Here is an 18,996-nt window from a genome sequence, read left to right as displayed (position 1 = left end):
TTATGCACTTATTCCCTATTTTCTATTCCAAATAGGCTTATAGTCACTAATTAAGATTCTTTCTAATTCCAGAGGACAGTCAACAAATTGTTCGCTATGAGTCACAAACCAATTAAACTCTAAAGCTTCCAATTCTTGGTTATAGATTTCTTCAAGCCAGAATTCCTTTCTTGGCCTCCCATTTCTTTTTCCTCTCACGATTCTTCCTTTAATCCCGTCTTGTCTGATGAATAGCTCGCCATCTTTTTTCACGCGGCCGGATTGACCGATATAAACTAATCTACGTTCTCCTTTCTTAATCGCAAATATAATATAGATCCCGGCTTTGTTTCTAGGCGCACTACAGACCTCGGTAAGATTATCATTTGCCCTGAAAAAGAATTTCCCGGACTCTTTATATTTTTCTAGAAACTTCATCAGAGATATTTAAACATCTTCAAATTCACCAATAACTTCTTTTTCAGTTATTAAAGTTCCCAGCTTAATTAAGCTCTCCGTGATTTGATTTATATCCAATTTATCTTTTGCCTTATATGCTACAAGATGGAGCAAGGCACTGGTGGTGATGAGAATAAATCTTTTTATGGGTGTATTCCAGGTTACGTCATTAATAAAGGTTTCAAAATCAGATTTAAAACTATTACTGACAATGATAAAACCGATCTTTTTAAATCCATCATCCTGCAGTTTAGGACAATGAACATTTATGTACTCCCGTATTGCTCTATCATCAATTCCCAAATCATATCCTTTACTATAAGCCTTTGCATCAACGATAAATGCAATATTTTCCTTTCTGAATTTCAATATTGCATCAGGATTTCTTCCCCTTCCCTGACCTAATTCTACCACATCAAAGTCTAATTGATTAAAAGCTTGGGCAACTTTCTTTTCGAATAAATGTCCTTTTTTAGATGATGTATTTTCCTGATCTTCACCCAGCTCCACAAGATTTGAAAGCAGAGGGATCAAATAATCCTGAATATCAAAATTTGGTTTTGCAAGAGTAACCTTGGATTCTTCTTCAATATTAACCGGTTCACTTTCTATCTTAGGCTTTGTCTTGGGTTCCGGTGCGCGATTATTAAGGTGTAAACTCCAAAAACAATGCTCTACTCCCCAATTTCCAATTTTGGAGTTAGTCTTAGAACTTAAAAAAGCTTTTATATCTTCATTCAGGTGATAAAAGAAACGATATGTTTCTTTTTGATTCTCCTTCTCCTCCCAGATACCTATTTCACTGAAAGTTGAGATTAGAGATGAATATAGAATTGGCCATTTTTTATAATTATGAATTTGCCAGAAGTAAGATAGAAAGTATCCTACAGAAGAAGGCTTAGGAACTTTTCTCTTATCAGATGCTTTATCATAATCATCACTAATGTAGGTCTCTAATTTTTCAATAAAATTAAGTGCTTCATTTAAATCTTTAGGCTCCCTTATTACCTCCTTTAATAAATTAGGGAATTTCTGCCCATCATCCCCATAGGTTCGCACCAGCTGATTAAAGAACATCTGTCCTTTGACTGCTGTAAATCCCCATAAATTATTTCGCTTATTGTAACTATCCAAGGAAGTCTTAAAGCTAAACACATCGGTTTCTCCATTAAGAAAGCTTGCGATTATTTTCTTAATATCCTCAATCGCCAGAATTCGCTTTTTATCAATTTCAGGGATTTCTTTTCCCTTCAGGGTTGTTATAGGTTCTGAACTTTTTTGATAGTCATTCCATAAAGAAAGGACTTTACTTTTGGCTGAAGAGTTTATCAAAATTTAGAGCTTAAATTAGGTGGTTAGTTTTAATTTTCTTGAAATTTGCCGTTTATACTTTTCTCAAAGTCATCGCAAAGTTGATTGATCATATCTTTAGTTTCCTTAATAAAAAACTCTCCTAAAGACTTACGGTTTCGACGAATGAACTTTTTATATATCTTTTCGAAATCATCATAAATTTCCTCATCATCAAATGTGGAATGTTCATCTTTCATTTTGGCAATTATATACTTGCCGTTTGCAGGTAGCGTTACATAATCAAAGAACTGCTCTATTTTATTCTCAAAATCGAGAATCAACTCCTCAATTTCCTCCTCTTCCTCATTCCTTTTTTCGATTACCGCTAAAATATCGAACTTGTATTGCTTTCCATAGGTTGGAGAAGGCTCATTTACACCTCCATTTCCTCGCTTTGGAGGCTCTTCTATTTCCTTAGGAGAGACTATTCCAATCCTATTGTCAAAATAGACTTCTACCTCGTCTATCAACTCAGTAGTCCCCAGGAGGGTATTATAGATATTGTTGAATTTTTGCCAGAAGTGAAGAAAATTTTCTTCTGAATATTTATCATCTGTTTCAATGACAAATTGGATTAGGTTTAAAATTTTAAAATAGGTATTTACCCTAAATTTCAGGGTTTTTGCCTCCTCTTTATGTTTATATATATAATTGGTAATATTATTCTCAATATCTAATACTGTTTGGACCTCAGCCTCACCTCTTTGATATCTAAGAAAAGCAGGGAAATTACTTTCAAATAAAGGATGAGCCTGCAATTCCTTAAATATTTCCTTCAGCATTTCCTCCTGACCTAAAGGATCAAAATCACTAACCACAACATTACTGAAATGCTCAAATGCCTGTTTAATATTCTTGACATTTACATTTTTATAAGAAAGGTCAATTATCTTACAATCCTTTTTGTACTTAGTAGTTCTGTTAACCCGTGAAATGGTTTGAATCGCATTTATACCACTTATCTCCTTATCCAGAAATAAAGTATGAAGTTTCGGTTCGTCAAAACCTGTTTGTAATTTATCAACCACGATAATGAGACCGTTCTTTTCATTTGCAAAATTCTGTAAAACCTTCGCTTCAGATAGGTTGCCATTTAAATTAGAACTACTAACATATTTTTGACCATCTGAACTGTACACAATATAAATAGGCGCATCCGCAAACCTTTCATATTTTTTTTCCTTTGTGAGCTGTTCAAAATGCTTTTCAATCAATCCCTTATATTTTATAGCGGCATTAATAGATGAAGCGGCTAACATAGCTTTTGCCGTACCTCTAATATTATGATATACAGCAGTCACTAATCGTTTAGCAACAAATTTTGCTATGGCTTCTATTCGCTCCTCATTTTCATAAATCCTTTTTTTACTAATCCTGTATTTCTTACCATTTCCATCTTCTCCTTCATCCGGATTATCGGGTAGGCCATAGCCGTAATCTTCCTCAAAACCTTCGGTTGCATCATCAGGTTTTTCGAAATACATTTTTGCTGATACCGGAACAATCCCCTTTATTGGATTTAAAATATATCCATCTTCGATAGCTTCCTTCATAGTGTAACTATCAAAGGGTACCCAGATTTTTTCTGCTTCAGCATATTTATTAAACTCTCCAAACCGTGCCAGGGTTATATCGCTTGGGGTAGCGGTAAATCCAATAATTAGGTTCTTCTTTTTATAATTGGACTTATAACCTTTATCTGAATCAAAGCTGTTTTGGAGTTCATCAAATAATGAAACCATTTCTTCATGCTGTAAGCCGCTATTAGATCTATGGATTTCATCAATAAGGAATGCAATTCGCATTTCTGCCAACTGCTTTAATACCTGATCATCCAGAAAATCCCGAATAGAATTGAATTTCTGAAGGTTAACTACAACAATCCGTTTATCGGTTTTTAAAGCTTCTAAAAACGATTTTTTACTACTTGCTTCTATGAACATACTATTAGCTATGTTCATATTGTACATTTTGGTATCAAGTTGATCGCGCAACTGTACCCGGTCTACAATAAGCATAATTTTATCATAGACAAACTCTTCATTTTTCCTGAGGTCTTTTAATTGCAAGGCAGACCAACCAATAATATTACTTTTCCCAAATCCTGCTGCGTATTGTAACAAGAGAGAATAGACATTTTTGTTATTCTGGTACTTCTGTCGCTTATGAATAAGTTCTTCAATCTGAGCAGCTCCTATGCCTTTAGCCTTTAATTCTTCACGAAGCTTATTTATCAAATATTCCGGTTCGTCTTCGTGAATTAAAAATTCATCAATCTTATTAATAATCTTATCTGTTCCAAATTTTTGTTTAGGTCTTGGAGCAATTAAACGACCGTCATTATGTTTATAATCTTTCGTTTTTCCGTTCTTAGATTTTACTAGTTCCCTTTCAATGAAATTATAATAGAGTATTTCTTTCTCTATCATTTTTTTACTGTAAAGAGTTTTAAACACTTCTTCAAAACGTTCAGTTCTTTTCTGCTTTTCAAATGGAACGGGATAAGGCTTTAACTGGTGAGCTATATTCTTCTTGTATTCCTTAAAATCATAGGTCTTATCAATAACCTTAGCTTTAATTTCTTCAAAATGATTGGAAATTGTCCTTATTACAAAAGTATCCTGAACATCTGTGGTAGTAATATGGATTGCTTTTTCAAAAATTCTAAGCATATCCTTTCTTATACTTTGGGAAATATCATTGCCGTCTGCAATTTCAAGGTAAGCCGCTACAGCTTTTTGATAATCATTTGCAATTTTACTTTTCCCATCTCTATGAGCACTCTGGTTATTATAATTACTCTTTAATTCTGAATAGCCGATATAAATCCCATTAAGAAAAAAAGTGATATCAGGACGAAATGTAAAGATCTTTTTACCTTGGTGTTTAAAAATATAGGGCAGCTCCTGAACTACCGAGAACTGATTTTCTTCAAATAATTTGTCTCCACTTGTTACAGTTCCTCCGGGGTAAAACAGATTTATCTTAACTCCTTCGAAGGTAATTGACTTATTATTATTAAAAAACAAAGCCATATTCATTGATTCACCAATTCGTTTATTGAGAGTTTCAATAAATTTTTTCAAAAGTTGATCTTCATCATTCCCGAATTTCTTCAATAGCTTTTTATAATTCTTCTTGTTCAGTGAAGTTTCACTTAGTAGATATCTAAGATCATCAATAATAAAATGTTGAGGAGATACGGTATTAGCTTTGACTTCTTTATATCTCAACCCATCCGTACGTTGGGTAAGAAAGTTCATTAAGTATTTATCCTGAAGTAGTAGTTCGTCCATAGGTTAGTCTGATGGGTTCAATAATTGGATAAAAGAGGCCATATTTTCACGTTCAATAAATACCTCTTCTTCTTTATCATAGTGATAAGATACAAGTCTAACTTTATCTCCCTCTATTCTGTTATAAAAGTAGCAGGCATTTTGCTGTGTTATTGGAGCCTCCCTCATTTGTACAAACGGAAGGAGTTCGATTGGCTTGAACTGGTTTTCCGGTAACAGGTACAACTTACCAGAAGACAGTTTCCGCGAAGTTCTTATTTCTTCTTGTTTAAATTTTGATCGTGTGCCTTTCAGAATTTTACAGGTAGTTTCGAATAAGTTTTCTTCCTCATCCCAATCCATTGTTTTAGGAACTACCGTAAACAAATTAACATTTCTAAAGGCTCTGATAATAAGATCTTTTATTGAATCGAATTTCTTCTCTAACTGGATAAGCACCTCTTTATTTCTTGCTTCAGATGTTATCCCTCCGTGTCCCTTATAGCTATTCCTAATAGTAACAACCTGATCAAATATTCTATTTAAATCTTTTGAAGTGATTAATTCAAAAAAATCAGAATTTGCATTAGCGAATAGATTCTCAATTACCTCTTTATCTCCTTTTTGATTACTATCAAGTAATTTCCTAATATTTTTTCTCAATACCGCATAAAGCTGTTGCCAGTTCCCAAACGTAGCTCTTTCGTGCCATAGTTTTTCTTTTTCGTTGGTTAGCCATTCTTTCGCAGTATTCTGGTAGAAAGATTTATCAGAGCTTATAGCACTTATTATAAGAGTATCCAGGAATTCACAGAACCCTTCAAAAAACAATAATAAATATTCTACCTTTTTGGATGTATCAGTTTCGGAAAGATATCCCCAATAAATGGAAGCCAGCGGAAAGGGAAGTTCCTCCAACCATTCGATATTATCTGATTTTTTAATTTTCTTATCCAGGTTATTCTGAACTTCCAGTAAGGATTTAGGATTTTTCCACAATAAGTTTGTTTGAGAAGAGAGATAATCCTGTAGGTCTTGGATTTTTTTATCCAGGGAAACTGCTTCATTTTGTACTTTAAATTCTGGAATGGGTATTTCTATATTATTTAAAACTGATTTGTTAATTGAGGGAATGGCTACACCGGAGGCATACTTAGATAAAATCTTTTTACCAAGTTCACTATTAAGAAAATTAACTAGATATAATGGATTAGCTTTATTAATATCAAGTTTTAAAAAATGATAAGCGTTTTCTTTTAATTCTTGGTCAGTATCTACCAATCGCACTTTAGCAGATAAAAAAGTAGGAATCTTCACCACGATATCTTCTGGTGAAATATCCTGCGTCTTTACAAATTCACCCAAATTCGATAAAGAACTTGGGGCTATTCCTGTACGCTTTATAAGAATATCTACCTCCTTGTACAGTTTTAACTTGGAAAGAGAATTTATTTCAGAAGGCTGCTTCCAGGTGCCATATGACAGGTTCCTGTCGCTTTTATGAGATCTGAAATTTTTCAGAGTTTCAGTTTGTTGCTCTGAATCATCTAATATTTCAGATATAAAAACCTCATTCTGCTCACCTTTTTCAATTACTACCAGAAAGAAAGAAACTCTGGAGAGATTGTTTAAGGCACTAGACGGAGTTTCAAAAATTGCTTTTACCCTGTATCCTAACTCATTAACTTTATCTATAAAGTTCTTTCCATTACTTGAACTAAAAATAGTTCCACCTACACTTGAAATTAATATCCCATCCTCATTTAGCCTACTCAAGCTTTGGAGAATTAGCTGAAAGCTAAGATCATTTCTGGCTAAGCCAAATTTTTTATGGCTCGTGGAAAGGCCTATTGGCAGATTAGATATTATCAGGTCGAAAATTTCACTTTCTTTTTCTATTAAATCCTGTGGGTCACCGTAGATTATATTAGCCTTTGTACCTATGGCTTCATTTAGATGGAGTAATTCATTACTAATGACATATCCTTTCTTGCTTTCGGGAGGTAAATCAATGATTTTTAAGAACTGACCTACATTTGCCCAGGGATCCAGGACCTTATGGATTTGATAATCAGAAATAAGTTCTTTAAGAAAGTCTGTTATATAGGTTTCTGAAAAAGGCAAATTATCCAGTTTTAATAAACCCGATTCAGTTATAGATTTTGCCTTTTCTGGGTCTGAAATTAATTGGGCTAAAATTTTTAAAGAGGTATTATCTAAGAATCTATAGGATCTTGTTTTTCCTCTATTCTGTTCTATAATTGATTTTAGCTCTTTAATTTCCATATTTAACCGGTTACTTTTATTTTACCCGTTACCACATCATTAATCAGGGTTTTGCGCAGTTCTTTTAAGGTCTTGATCTGTTTTTTAATATTGCCAACAATTTTATTGATAGTCTCTGTATTTAAATCAAGGAATTCAACGATTTCAATTTGATCTTTTTTTGGAGGAATTATTATATTAAAATATCTAATGATACCGAGTGATACCCCACCAATTAAACCGCTCATTTCAGCAAAAAATTGATTTTTGAATAAACCTGACTGTATTACGTAGAAAAGATATTTATCATCTAAATCTTTACTAGAACTTTTAATGGATGCTAGCTTATTGACAAATGCAATATTGCGGTTTGAAAAAGCAACTTTTTTCCCGGCGTTAGCACCTTCTAAGCACAATAAAGTTGAATTCCTTTTTGAAATCTTGAAATTTTTATCCTTTTTAGGAATGTAAATTCCATTGTCATAATGAATAGAGTTATTTTCAATATTTATATCTTTTGTGGCAATGTATGAGATCGAATCCTCTACATTTTCATATTGGCTCTTATCAGAAATACTATTCCCCGTTATACTATTACAATTATCTTTAATACGGGAAACTTTCCAGTGCATTGGAATTTCACCTATCCATTCAATCCCGCTATCCTTTAAACTGACTTTTTTGTTTAAACCCTTGGTAACGGTTTCATTGATGAGTGAATTTCTATACTCTTTATAAATGGCTATTTTCTCTTGAAGGAGTTTGATTTTTTTATCAATTGCCTGAGTTCTAATGTTAAGGTATCGAGCAATTTTTTGTTGAACCTCTTTGGGTGGTAAGAGTACAGGAGTACTATTCAATATTCCCTGACTTAGGGAAGCTCTGGTAACTAAATTTATTTCTTTACTTAATAATTGCCGGTTTAAAACTGATTGAAAATAGTATTTTGAAAATCCTTTTTCAATTTTGAATTTCTTAGGGCGAAGGCGAATAACAAATCCAGAAAAAGTTGCTTTTGGGATTGTCTCCATTGCGGTTGCCGAAATACCTATTTCATCGATGGTCTCAGAAGTTCTTGTAAAGAATATATCACCTTCTACAACGGAATATTGCTTTTGTTCCCCTTTATTTGAATTTGCTAATTTTTTAATTCTATTTAATTCTATTGAATCATTATATACATTCCCGTAACTAACGAAAGGATTACCTGACCCAAAATATTCTTTCCCTTTACTTACTCCGTTTTGTAATGGTCCTAAGTCCTTTAACCTTTCTATTCTCCAGCCTTCAGGAACATTCCTCAGCCAGCTACCCTCTATGTTTTTATCAATTTTCAACTTATTCATTATAAAGCTAATTGGTTTTCCAAAGTAGATAAATCACCTTCCAGTTTTTCCAGATCTTCTAAAATTTTTGATACAGGTCTTAGTTTTTTAGGTTTATAGAACACTTTATTGAAATTGATTTCCACGCCAATTGTATTGTCTAAATACTCAAAAGGTTTGGTGATATATTTTGCCATAAACACGGCAATATTCTTCCGGTTTTCTTTTTCATCGGGGGAATAAGGAATGACCTCATAATCTTTCCCCAGGTCTTTTTTGATCTCTGCCGTCACCAATATATGCTCAGGCTTAGATTTGGTTATCTTTTTGTAACTGGCCTTAATATCTATCTTCCCATTACCCAGAAAAGTCTTCTCCTGGTTCTTCCCAATTTTTACCAGGCTCTCCTTACCATCATCAAAAGTATAGCAAAAGCCGTCCTTCGTATGGAGGCTAAAAGAGGGATCCCTATAGTCAAATTCTTTAATGAAAGATTTAAAGTATTCATCGTAATACTCCTTTAGGTTTTTATACTCAGCAGGATATTCGGTAATATTTGTTTCAGTAAGTTTTTTCATATTCTCCTTATTCAAGGTGTCCATATGAAAAACAGACTTCACTTTTAATTTAATAGAAGTTGCCTCGTTGATCTCCCCATTTCTTTGTACAATATCTGGCATCTCTACGGCCTTACCTTCATTATCTACATTGGTAAGCATTATTGCTTGTTTGTTATAATAAAAATGCCATTTGTCAAAAACCCTGGCGTAATCTGTATCCTTGAATTCTGAAAGAGCATTTACAATAATGTCCCGCTTAGAAGGAGTCATTTCTTTTCGCTTTTTTCCTTTGCTCTTTTTTAATGGTTCATAGAATTCACTGGCGTTTATTAGAATCACTTTATCCTCTCTGTCTTTAGCTTTATTTTTATTAAAGATCCAGAGATAAGTATATATGCCGGTATTGAAGAATTCATCTGTTGGTAACTGGATAATAGCCTCTACAATATCCTCATCAAAAAAGTATTTTCGAATATTGCTTTCACCACTTCCGGCATCCCCACTAAATAAGGTGGAACCATTATGAACTACAATAGATAATCCATCTCCAGCTAACTGGGAAATTATATGTTGTGTAAATAAGAACTGCCCGTCGCTAATGGAAGGTAAATCGTAAAAGCGCCCTGTCTGGTCGTTCCTTATATCTTTTTGGTAACCTTTCCAATCCACTCCATAAGGAGGATTGGCTACTACTAGAGAGAATTCTTTCTCACTAAAGGTTCTGTTAGTTAATGTGTTCCCATATTTAATTTCAGAATCTGTACGAAAGCGACTCTCAATTTTCGCCAATGCATATAAACTATCGCTCCAATCCTCCCCGTAAGTTTTAGTAGGCCTGTTATATTTTTCTTTAATCTTATCCTCAACACCAAATAACAGGTTTCCTCCCCCACAGGTCGGGTCATAGATGGTTAGGAACTGGTCATTGTCTTCGGTTTTAGAAAGGATAATTTCGGAAATAAGAGAAATAATATCATCAGGGGTATACTGCTCTCCGGCCGTTTCTGCAGAAATATCCGCCCATTTCCTTTTTATGTGCTCTTCAAGAGTGGTAATTTCAGAGTTATTAAATGGAGTCAAATCTATCTCACTCCATTTTTTAACAGAATCAAATAATACATCTTTCTTTCTTAATTGCCCGCTAATACCAGAAATATCAAGATATTTCTCCTCTGTATTAGCCCTGTCAACTCCCAATAATTCTCTGGTTTCAGCATCAAAGGCATTCAAGTAAGCACTGAAATCATTATCAAAGGTAGTATCGTTTCTGCAAATTTCAGCTAAAGTTTTCTGTTTCCTGATTACAAGATCGTTATATCCAATATTGTAATCCTTGAACTCTTCTATAAAGTCCTCTTGATTATCGAGGTCTTTAAAAGATTCAACTCCGAAATCCTGGAGTAAGTCATTGTAATGCCTCTTTAATCTACTCTCCAGCATAATGAGAGCAAAATAAGGCATCATATATTTAGGAAAATCGGATTGTTTAATTCCAGAAGCAATCAAAAGGTCGGCGGTAGACCAAACTTTAGATTCGTATTGCAGAATATTTTTGTTCATATATAAATTTGGCTGAAAATTCTAAGCACTATAATAACTTAAGAAGTTGGTTATAATGCAATTATACACAGGTGTAGGGTACTGTCTTATTTGGGACAATTTAGTAAAAAGAAAATGTTAATGAAATAATAAAGGTGAATCTTTAAAATACCCTAATGCATGTGATATGGGAATTTACGCTAGGGGCCTTTGAAGAAAAAATACTAATTCTTCTATTTTAAGCAATTCATAGTTATGATAAGTATTTATATAATGGGCGTTTTTAAAGAACCAAGAAAGTTTTGATATTTAAAGTGAAAACCTTTCGCTGAAATTTGCTGAAAAGTTTAATATGTTTTCTATCAACAGCATTTAAAAAATAATCATTTTTGAGCGAATTTAGACGGCCGATATTTAAATTTTCTTTACTTTCTTAAGTTGCTTTTCTAAAACCTCCATATCCCTACCCACTTTCTCATCTAATACCTTTGCATAGATCTGAGTGGTTTTAAGAGATCTGTGACCGAGCATCTTCCCGACCGACTCAATTGGAACTCCCTTTGAAAGCGTTACCGTGGTTGCAAATGTATGGCGGGCTAAATGGGTAGTTAAATTCTTTTTAATTCCGCACAAGTCAGCTATTTCCTTTAAATAGGCATTAGATTTTTGGTTGGTAAGAACCGGAAGGATTATATTCTTAGCTTTCACTTGAGGATGATCTTTATACTTTTCAATTATGGACTCCGGAACTTCTAGCAGAGGAATACTACTTAATGATTTTGTTTTTTGGCGTTTAGTTTTGATCCATTTCTTACCATTCATACCTAGGACCATATCATCTTCTGAAAGCTTTTTTACATCAGCAAAAGCTAATCCGGTATAACAACAAAACAAAAAGATATCCCTTACCAAATCCAAACGCGGCAAATCAAATTTTGCTTCCACCATTTTCTTAAGTTCTAAATCAGTCAAATATTCCCGTTCTGCGGATTTCCAAGTTCCCTTCCAATGGAAGAATGGATCCCTGTCTATCCATTGATTGGCATAAGCTATGCGAATAATCTTTTTGAAATTTACAATGTATTTCAATGCTGTATTGTGTGCACAGTCCTTTTGTGATTTTAAATAATGGTCAAGGCCGGTGATAAATTTATGATCGACATCCTGAACAGGAATATCTTTCTTCTTATAAGAAAATAAAAGATAGTCCTCAATATGTTTCTTACAGGCGTTATAACGTTGCATAGTGCCTTTAGTATAGCCTTTACCAATTAGTTTTTCCATCCCATCGTTATGCTCCTGAAAAATTTCAATCAGCATCCGTTCCTTCTCATCCCCTTTCCCAAAATAAATATCCTTTATAATTTTAGCTGAAATGGGTTGATTATCTCTTATTAACCTATCGTGGATATCATAAAGTTTGGAACGTATGGAATCAAGATATCTATTAATAGCTCTAGATTCATCAGAATTACCTCTGGCTTTGCTGCTACGAGAATCCCAATATTTAAGATCTATCCGCCGGCTGGTGCTGAATTCCGAACGTTTACCTACATAGGTAAGTCTTGTGTATAGCACAGCTGAATCTTCCGTATCGGAGGCTCTATGCTTTGGATAAAAGAGAATTGAAAATGGTTTTGACATGGTGACAGTTTTAAAATGCTCACCAGAAAGGTACAAAAAGAGGTGTACTGAAAATGTTAAAAAAAATCCGCAAACCTTTTATTAACAGTATTTTACGATTATTCTGGTGAGCATTTTTCACCAATAAAAAGAGGCACCGAATTGAGCACCAATTAGTTGCATTTATTTGCCTTCAAATGACATCAAATAAAAAGAAAAAACCCCTAAATCATTGATTTAGAGGCTTTTAGTATTGTTTTGCTTTGTTAAAAGCGGTCTGGACGAGACTCGAACTCGCGACCCCCTGCGTGACAGGCAGGTATTCTAACCAACTGAACTACCAGACCGTTGCTTTATTGCGAGGGCAAATATACGCCCCTTTTTAGATTCACCAAACCTTTTTTTAAAATTTTTCAAACTAATTTTTGAGCCTCTATCCAAACTTTTGTTTTTCAAGTAAATAAGCGGTCATTATTTTATCAAAATTTTTATTGATATCAGCCTCCACATATTTAATCCGGTACTTTGCACACTGCATCTTGAGATCTGCCAGGTAATCTTCAACAGCTTTTTTATAGTTTTCTTTTATATTTTCTGAATATAGATTCACCTCAGCTCCGGTTTCAACATCTGTGAATCTCCGTGGAGTGTTCTCAAAATTAAAATCAAGTTCCCTTTTCTCATCCATCACATGAAAAAGAATAACCTCATGCCGGTTATATTTCAAATGCCTCAAAGCCTCGAACAATTTTCCTTCATCTGCATCGGCCTGGAACATATCTGTAAAAAGAAATATAAGGGAGCGTCGTTTTAGTTTTTCGGCGATCTGATGCAGATAAGTATAGGTATCTGTATTCTTTCTTTTGGCAGAACTGGTTAAAATCTCGTTCAATTTATGCAAGAGCATATGATGATGCCGTTCACTGGACTTCTCTGGAGCGTAAAACTCAAATTCATCACTATATATGCTTACCCCCACCGCATCTCTCTGTCGCTTTAAGATCTCCATTAGACAGGCCGAGGCAAGAACTGAAAAACCTATCTTGTTCAAAGAACCTAAATTTTGATCCTTCATGGCGGGATAATGCATGGAAGCTGAGTTGTCCAAGATCAAATGACACCTTAAATTGGTTTCCTCCTCATACCTTCGGGTATACAGTTTATCGGTCTTGGCAAAAAGCTTCCAGTCGATATGCCGCGTGCTTTCTCCATTGTTGTAGATCTTATGTTCGGCGAATTCTGCAGAAAAACCGTGAAACGGACTCTTATGAATTCCTGAAATATAACCTTCCACCACCTGTTTTGCCAGGAGGTCGAGGTTCAAAAATCCGCCGGTTTCGTGAAGTTCTTTTTCAATATTCATAGTTCGTATGAAATTACCGATACTTTATGAATAAAAAAAGCCCCGCTAAAAGCGAGGCTCAATATTATTTAAAATCAGTTCTTACAATAACTGATCAATTGCATCTGCATAAGTTTGTTTTGGAGCTACTCCAACCTGACGTCCTACAACTTCTCCATTTTGGAAAATAAGCACTGTAGGAATGTTTCTAACGCCGTATTTTGCAGCAAATTCCTGGTTCGCATCAACGTCTAGTTTACCTACAACAGCTTTCCCGTCATACTCAGTACTAATTTCATCGATGATCGGTCCTACCATTCTACAAGGTCCACACCATGCAGCCCAAAAATCTACCATTACAGGCTTATCACTTTTAAGCACCTGTTCTTCAAAATTCGCGTCAGTTATTTCAACAGCCATAATATGTTATTTTTTTAATGTTTCTAATTTGATTCGTAAAAGTAGTCAATAAAATAAATATTCCTTACACTACCAATATTGCATTTGACTATGAGCATATTGGTTAGTTTTATTTGAGGTCCCCACCCTGCGCTTCAGCTCCGGGTGACCGGGCTTTCGGCGCTACACGGTAGCTCGCCTCAATCCCTGGCCCAGGTCCTCTATTTACCCGTTATCCTGAACTTGTTTCAGGATCTCACAAAGAGAAGCTGAAACAAGTTCAGCTTGACGATTTAATAAGTGGCTTAGTTCAACTTATACATAAACTGCTCGGCTTCCAAAGCTTCGATCAACTCCTGAGAAATTTTGATCTTATGTTTTCTACTCGGCATTCGCAGTTTCACCTGCTCTTTCATTTCATAGACCACGAAGTTCAAATGACAATCTCCTTTATGAGACATAAAAGTATCCTTCAGCCACTCAATCTTTTCATTCTTAAGATCATCGATATTCAACTGAATGGTGAGTTTCTTGGCATTTTTGTCCATCACATCGTGTAAAAGACCAATCTCCCTGAACTGTATTCTAGGCTCTCCTTTTTTGCCGGTATCCTTATTAGTCCATCCTTCTTTCACAAAGATTTTCAGGTGTATGAAATTATTCGGAACAAAGAAATGTTTCATTCTCAAGTACTCCTCTCCAAAGATCTTGAACTCATAAGATTCATCGTAATCCTCTACAGTAAATATCGCCCAGCCTTTACCATTCTTGGAAACACGATGCTGCACATCTACCACCACGCATCCCATGGTAAGTTCTCTGTTCACGATAGACTCGAGGTTTCTGCAATCTGATAATTTCCCATTACAGAAATAATTCATTTCTATCTTAAAATCATCCAGAGGGTGACCTGAAATATAGATCCCAACCACCTCTTTTTCACGACGTAATTTTTCCATAGTTCCCCACTCCTCACATCCGGGAACTTCAGGTTCGGGTATCTGCACATCACTGGCTTCTCCAAAGAGGCTAACCTGTGAAGAATTCTGACTCTCCTGGAACTTCTGCGCATATTTTACTACCTTTTCAAGGAAACTCATTCCGTTCCCGTCATCATGGAAATACTGTGCGCGGTGAGTGGTCCCAAATCCGTCGAAACCACCTGCCAACGCAAGGTTTTCAAAAGCCTTTTTATTGGCTGCTCGAAGGTCTATTCTTTTGGCCATATCAAATATAGATCGATATGGTCCTTCTTTTGTTTTTCTATTTTCTACTATGGTAGCTACAGCTCCGGCTCCAACACCTTTGATCGCTCCCATTCCAAATCGAACCGCGTTATCTTTATTTACCGAGAATTTATAGTAAGATTCATTTACATCTGGCCCAAGAACATTCAGCTTCATACGCTTACATTCTTCCATAAAGAAAGTAACCTGCTTAATATCATTCATGTTATTAGAAAGTACCGCCGCCATATATTCCGCAGGGTAATGCGCTTTTAAATAGGCTGTTTGGTAGGCGATCCAGGCGTAACAGGTAGAGTGAGACTTATTAAAGGCATAGGATGCAAACGCTTCCCAGTCTTTCCAGATTTTCTCCAGGACTTCGGTTGGATGTCCTTTCTCTTCTCCCCCGCCAATAAATTTCGGCTTTAATTCTGCAAGTAAAGAGGCGATCTTTTTACCCATAGCTTTACGAAGCATATCGGCTTCACCCTTAGTGAAACCTGCCAGCTTTTGTGACAGAAGCATCACCTGCTCCTGGTAAACCGTAATACCGTAGGTTTCTTCCAGGTATTCTTCCATTTCCGGAAGGTCATAGGCAATTTCTTCATCACCATGCTTACGGGCAATAAAACTTGGAATATATTCCATTGGCCCCGGGCGATACAAGGCGTTCATGGCGATAAGGTCATCAAAAACCGTAGGTTTTAATGCCTGCATGTGCTTTTGCATCCCGGGAGATTCATACTGGAAGATCCCGATCGTTTCACCTCTCTGGAACAACTTATAGGTCTCTTCATCATCCAACGGGAAATTATCCGGATCAAGGTCTATATCATGTCTTCCCTTTACGATTTTTACAGTGTCCTTAATTAAGGTCAGTGTTTTAAGACCCAGGAAGTCCATTTTTAGCAGACCTGCACTTTCCACGACCGAGTTATCGAACTGAGTCACATAAAGATCTGAATCCTTAGCTACCGATACCGGTACATAATTGGTAATATCACCGGGAGTAATGATAACTCCGCAAGCGTGAATACCTGTATTTCTAACTGAACCTTCAAGAATTCGTGCCTGGTTAACCGTTTCGGCTTCCAGGTCATCGCCCTCAGCAATATTAAAGAGTTCGTTTATTTTTTCAATTTCATCTCCACGGAATTTAGACTTGATCGTCTTGTCATCCATGGCGAAAAGTTTTCCAAGCTTGGTATTCGGGATCAACTTCGCGATCCTGTCAGCTTCCATAAGTGGAAGATCCAGAACCCTTGCAGTATCACGAATAGATGACTTCGCCGCCATGGTACCGTAGGTGATGATCTGTGCTACCTGGTTAGCCCCGTATTTCTTGATCACATAATCCATTACCCGGCTTCGACCCTCATCATCAAAGTCGATATCAATATCGGGCATGCTTACACGATCCGGATTCAGGAATCTCTCAAAAAGCAGATCATATTTAATAGGATCAATATTGGTGATCCAGAGGCAATATGCTACCACAGATCCTGCAGCAGAACCACGACCCGGACCTACCGAAACTCCCATTTCCCTTGCGGCGCGAATAAAATCTTCCACAATAAGGAAATACCCGGGATAACCAGTATTCTCAATAACCGATAATTCGAAGTTCAATCTCTCCTCAATATCCGGAGTGATCTCGGGATAACGTTTCTTCGCTCCTTCAAAAGTGATATGCTTTAAAAATGCATTTTCACCTCTTTTTCCTCCATCAACAAGATCTTCTTCACTCCGGAATTCCTCTGGAATTTCAAAAGCAGGAAGCAACACATCCCTGGCAAGTTCAAAAGGTTCTATTTTATCAACGATCTCCTGGATATTACTAATGGCATCCGGTAGATCTTTGAAGAGTTTCTTCATTTCACTGGACGACTTGAAGTAGTATTCTTCATTCGGAAGTCCGTAGCGATAGCCTCTTCCACGTCCAATTGGTGTTGCCTGCTTTTCACCGTCTTTTACACAAAGTAAAATATCGTGCGCATTGGCATCTTCCTGTTTCCAGTAATAGGTATTATTGGTCGCTATTAATTTTATATCGTGTTTTTTCGAAAACTCAACCAGAACAGGATTCACCCTGTTTTCATCTTCCTGATCGTGGCGCATGATCTCGATATACAAATCTTCGCCAAATTCTTCTTTCCACCACAGCAAGGCTTCTTCAGCTTGCTTTTCACCAACATTAAGGATCTTACTAGGCACCTCACCGTAGAGGTTACCGGTAAGGACGATCACATCCTCCTTATATTGTTTAATGACCTCCTTATCTATACGAGGCACATAATAGAACCCATCGGTATAAGCTTTAGAAGACATTTTTGCAAGGTTATGATATCCTTTCTTATTCTTGGCCAGCATCACCACCTGGTAACCATTATCTTTCCGGCTTTTATCGGCATGGTTCTCACAAACAAAGAATTCACAACCCACAATTGCCTTTAAAGGTTTCTTCAGGTCTTCTCCATTTTCCTCGGCAGTTGCATTATGCTCCTTTACACTCTTATTATAGGTTCCCACTTCCTTTACAAAGTGAAAGGCACCCATCATATTCGCATGATCGGTCAGTGCCACCGCATTCATATCTTCTTCTGCCGCAGCAGCAACAAGATCTGGAATACTGATGGTAGATTGCAATACCGAAAACTGAGAGTGATTATGCAGGTGAGCGAAAGGAACCTCATCCAGCATCTCCAGGTTTTCCTGGATCTCTTCATGAGAAATATCGTCTGTAGGCTGTTGTTTTTCCAGCCTCTTTCTTATCTTATCTGAAGCCTTTTTAAGATTAATATGCTTCAGTCCTATCAATTCTATCCTTTGCGGATTCTCTTCGGAAAAGTTTTCAAAATAATCTGAAGGAACATCAAGCTCCTCCACAGTATATATTCTCTGACGGATTAACTCCAGAAAACAACGCGTGGTTGCTTCCACATCGGCAGTTGCATTGTGCGCTTCCGCGAAAGCCTCGTCAAATAGAAATTCGTGTAATTCAGTAAGTGTAGGCAGCTTGAACTTTCCTCCCCTTCCCCCGGGAATCTTACAAAGCTCGGCCGTTTTTTCGGTACAGGTATCCAGAACAGGCATTTCCTGTAGAGAGTTTTCAAAATCCCTTCTTATGAATTCGGCCCCCATGATATTTAGGTCGAATCCAACATTCTGTCCTACTACGAACTTAGATCTTTTTAAGGCCTCATTAAATTTTTCAAGAACTTCATCCAGTGGAATCCCCTGTTCTTTTGCGAGATCAGTGGAAATACCATGAATACGCTCAGAATCATAAGGAATATCGAAACCTTCGGGTTGAACAAGGTAATCCTGATTTTCGATCAGGTTCCCCATCTCATCATGCAACTGCCAGGCAATCTGTATACATCGAGGCCAGTTGTCTGAATCGGTTAAAGGGGCATCCCAGCGCTTGGGAAGACCGGTGGTTTCGGTATCAAAAATGAGGTACATTCCTTAGTATTTTATGCCTTTATGAAGAATAATTAGTGGTTCGCAAAATTAAACCATCCGGGCTAAAATAAGGAACTTTATCCCTGAAATAAAAACTAAGTTTTCAGGAATTATCAACCATAAAAAAAGCCTCACAAAAAACCGAAAATTCAGTTGATTTGTGAGGCCTGATACGAACACTAAAAA

The 18,996-nt window shown here is 36.2% G+C and carries 10 protein-coding genes and 1 tRNA gene; all 11 read right to left on the bottom strand.

Annotated features, from left to right (window positions below; all coding sequences use genetic code 11):
• Positions 1 to 15: 15 nt before the first annotated feature.
• On the bottom strand, positions 16 to 417 hold the full coding sequence (locus G3I01_RS06370) for a hypothetical protein (protein ID WP_219552108.1): 402 nt from the start codon (positions 415 to 417) through the stop codon (positions 16 to 18).
• Between the two features lie 9 nt (positions 418 to 426).
• Positions 427 to 1,770 (bottom strand): restriction endonuclease FokI C-terminal domain-containing protein, encoded by a 1,344-nt coding sequence (locus G3I01_RS06365; RefSeq protein ID WP_219552107.1) that lies wholly within the window; start codon positions 1,768 to 1,770, stop codon positions 427 to 429.
• Positions 1,771 to 1,799: 29 nt separating this feature from the next.
• Positions 1,800 to 5,087 carry a DEAD/DEAH box helicase family protein gene (locus G3I01_RS06360; RefSeq protein WP_219552106.1) on the bottom strand — a complete coding sequence of 1,096 codons (3,288 nt, stop codon included), beginning with the start codon at positions 5,085 to 5,087 and terminating at the stop codon, positions 1,800 to 1,802.
• A 3-nt stretch (positions 5,088 to 5,090) separates the two neighbouring features.
• Complete coding sequence (locus G3I01_RS06355) at positions 5,091 to 7,352, bottom strand: restriction endonuclease subunit S (protein ID WP_219552104.1); 2,262 nt, start codon at positions 7,350 to 7,352, stop codon at positions 5,091 to 5,093.
• Between the two features lie 2 nt (positions 7,353 to 7,354).
• Positions 7,355 to 8,677 (bottom strand): restriction endonuclease subunit S, encoded by a 1,323-nt coding sequence (locus G3I01_RS06350; protein ID WP_219552103.1) that lies wholly within the window; start codon positions 8,675 to 8,677, stop codon positions 7,355 to 7,357.
• Positions 8,677 to 10,776 (bottom strand): N-6 DNA methylase, encoded by a 2,100-nt coding sequence (locus G3I01_RS06345; RefSeq protein ID WP_219552102.1) that lies wholly within the window; start codon positions 10,774 to 10,776, stop codon positions 8,677 to 8,679. Before G3I01_RS06345 ends, G3I01_RS06350 begins: the two co-directional genes overlap by 1 nt.
• Before the next feature lie 393 nt (positions 10,777 to 11,169).
• Complete coding sequence (locus G3I01_RS06340; protein ID WP_219552101.1) at positions 11,170 to 12,399, bottom strand: site-specific integrase; 1,230 nt, start codon at positions 12,397 to 12,399, stop codon at positions 11,170 to 11,172.
• A gap of 252 nt (positions 12,400 to 12,651) precedes the next feature.
• Positions 12,652 to 12,725, bottom strand: a tRNA-Asp gene (locus G3I01_RS06335).
• A gap of 86 nt (positions 12,726 to 12,811) precedes the next feature.
• Entirely contained in the window at positions 12,812 to 13,741 is a 930-nt protein-coding gene (locus G3I01_RS06330) for a DUF58 domain-containing protein (RefSeq protein WP_219552100.1), read from the bottom strand.
• Between the two features lie 81 nt (positions 13,742 to 13,822).
• Positions 13,823 to 14,140 carry a thioredoxin gene (gene trxA / locus G3I01_RS06325; protein WP_108171192.1) on the bottom strand — a complete coding sequence of 106 codons (318 nt, stop codon included), beginning with the start codon at positions 14,138 to 14,140 and terminating at the stop codon, positions 13,823 to 13,825.
• Between the two features lie 284 nt (positions 14,141 to 14,424).
• Complete coding sequence (gene dnaE, locus G3I01_RS06320; protein WP_219552098.1) at positions 14,425 to 18,810, bottom strand: DNA polymerase III subunit alpha; 4,386 nt, start codon at positions 18,808 to 18,810, stop codon at positions 14,425 to 14,427.
• Between the last annotated feature and the right edge of the window lie 186 nt (positions 18,811 to 18,996).

Origin of the sequence: Gramella sp. MT6, from assembly GCF_019357415.1 — a bacterium.
In the GTDB taxonomy this organism is placed as follows: Bacteria; Bacteroidota; Bacteroidia; order Flavobacteriales; family Flavobacteriaceae; genus Christiangramia.
The sequence above is the reverse complement of the archived record's forward strand: the minus strand, read 5'-3'. Positions and strand labels throughout refer to the sequence as shown.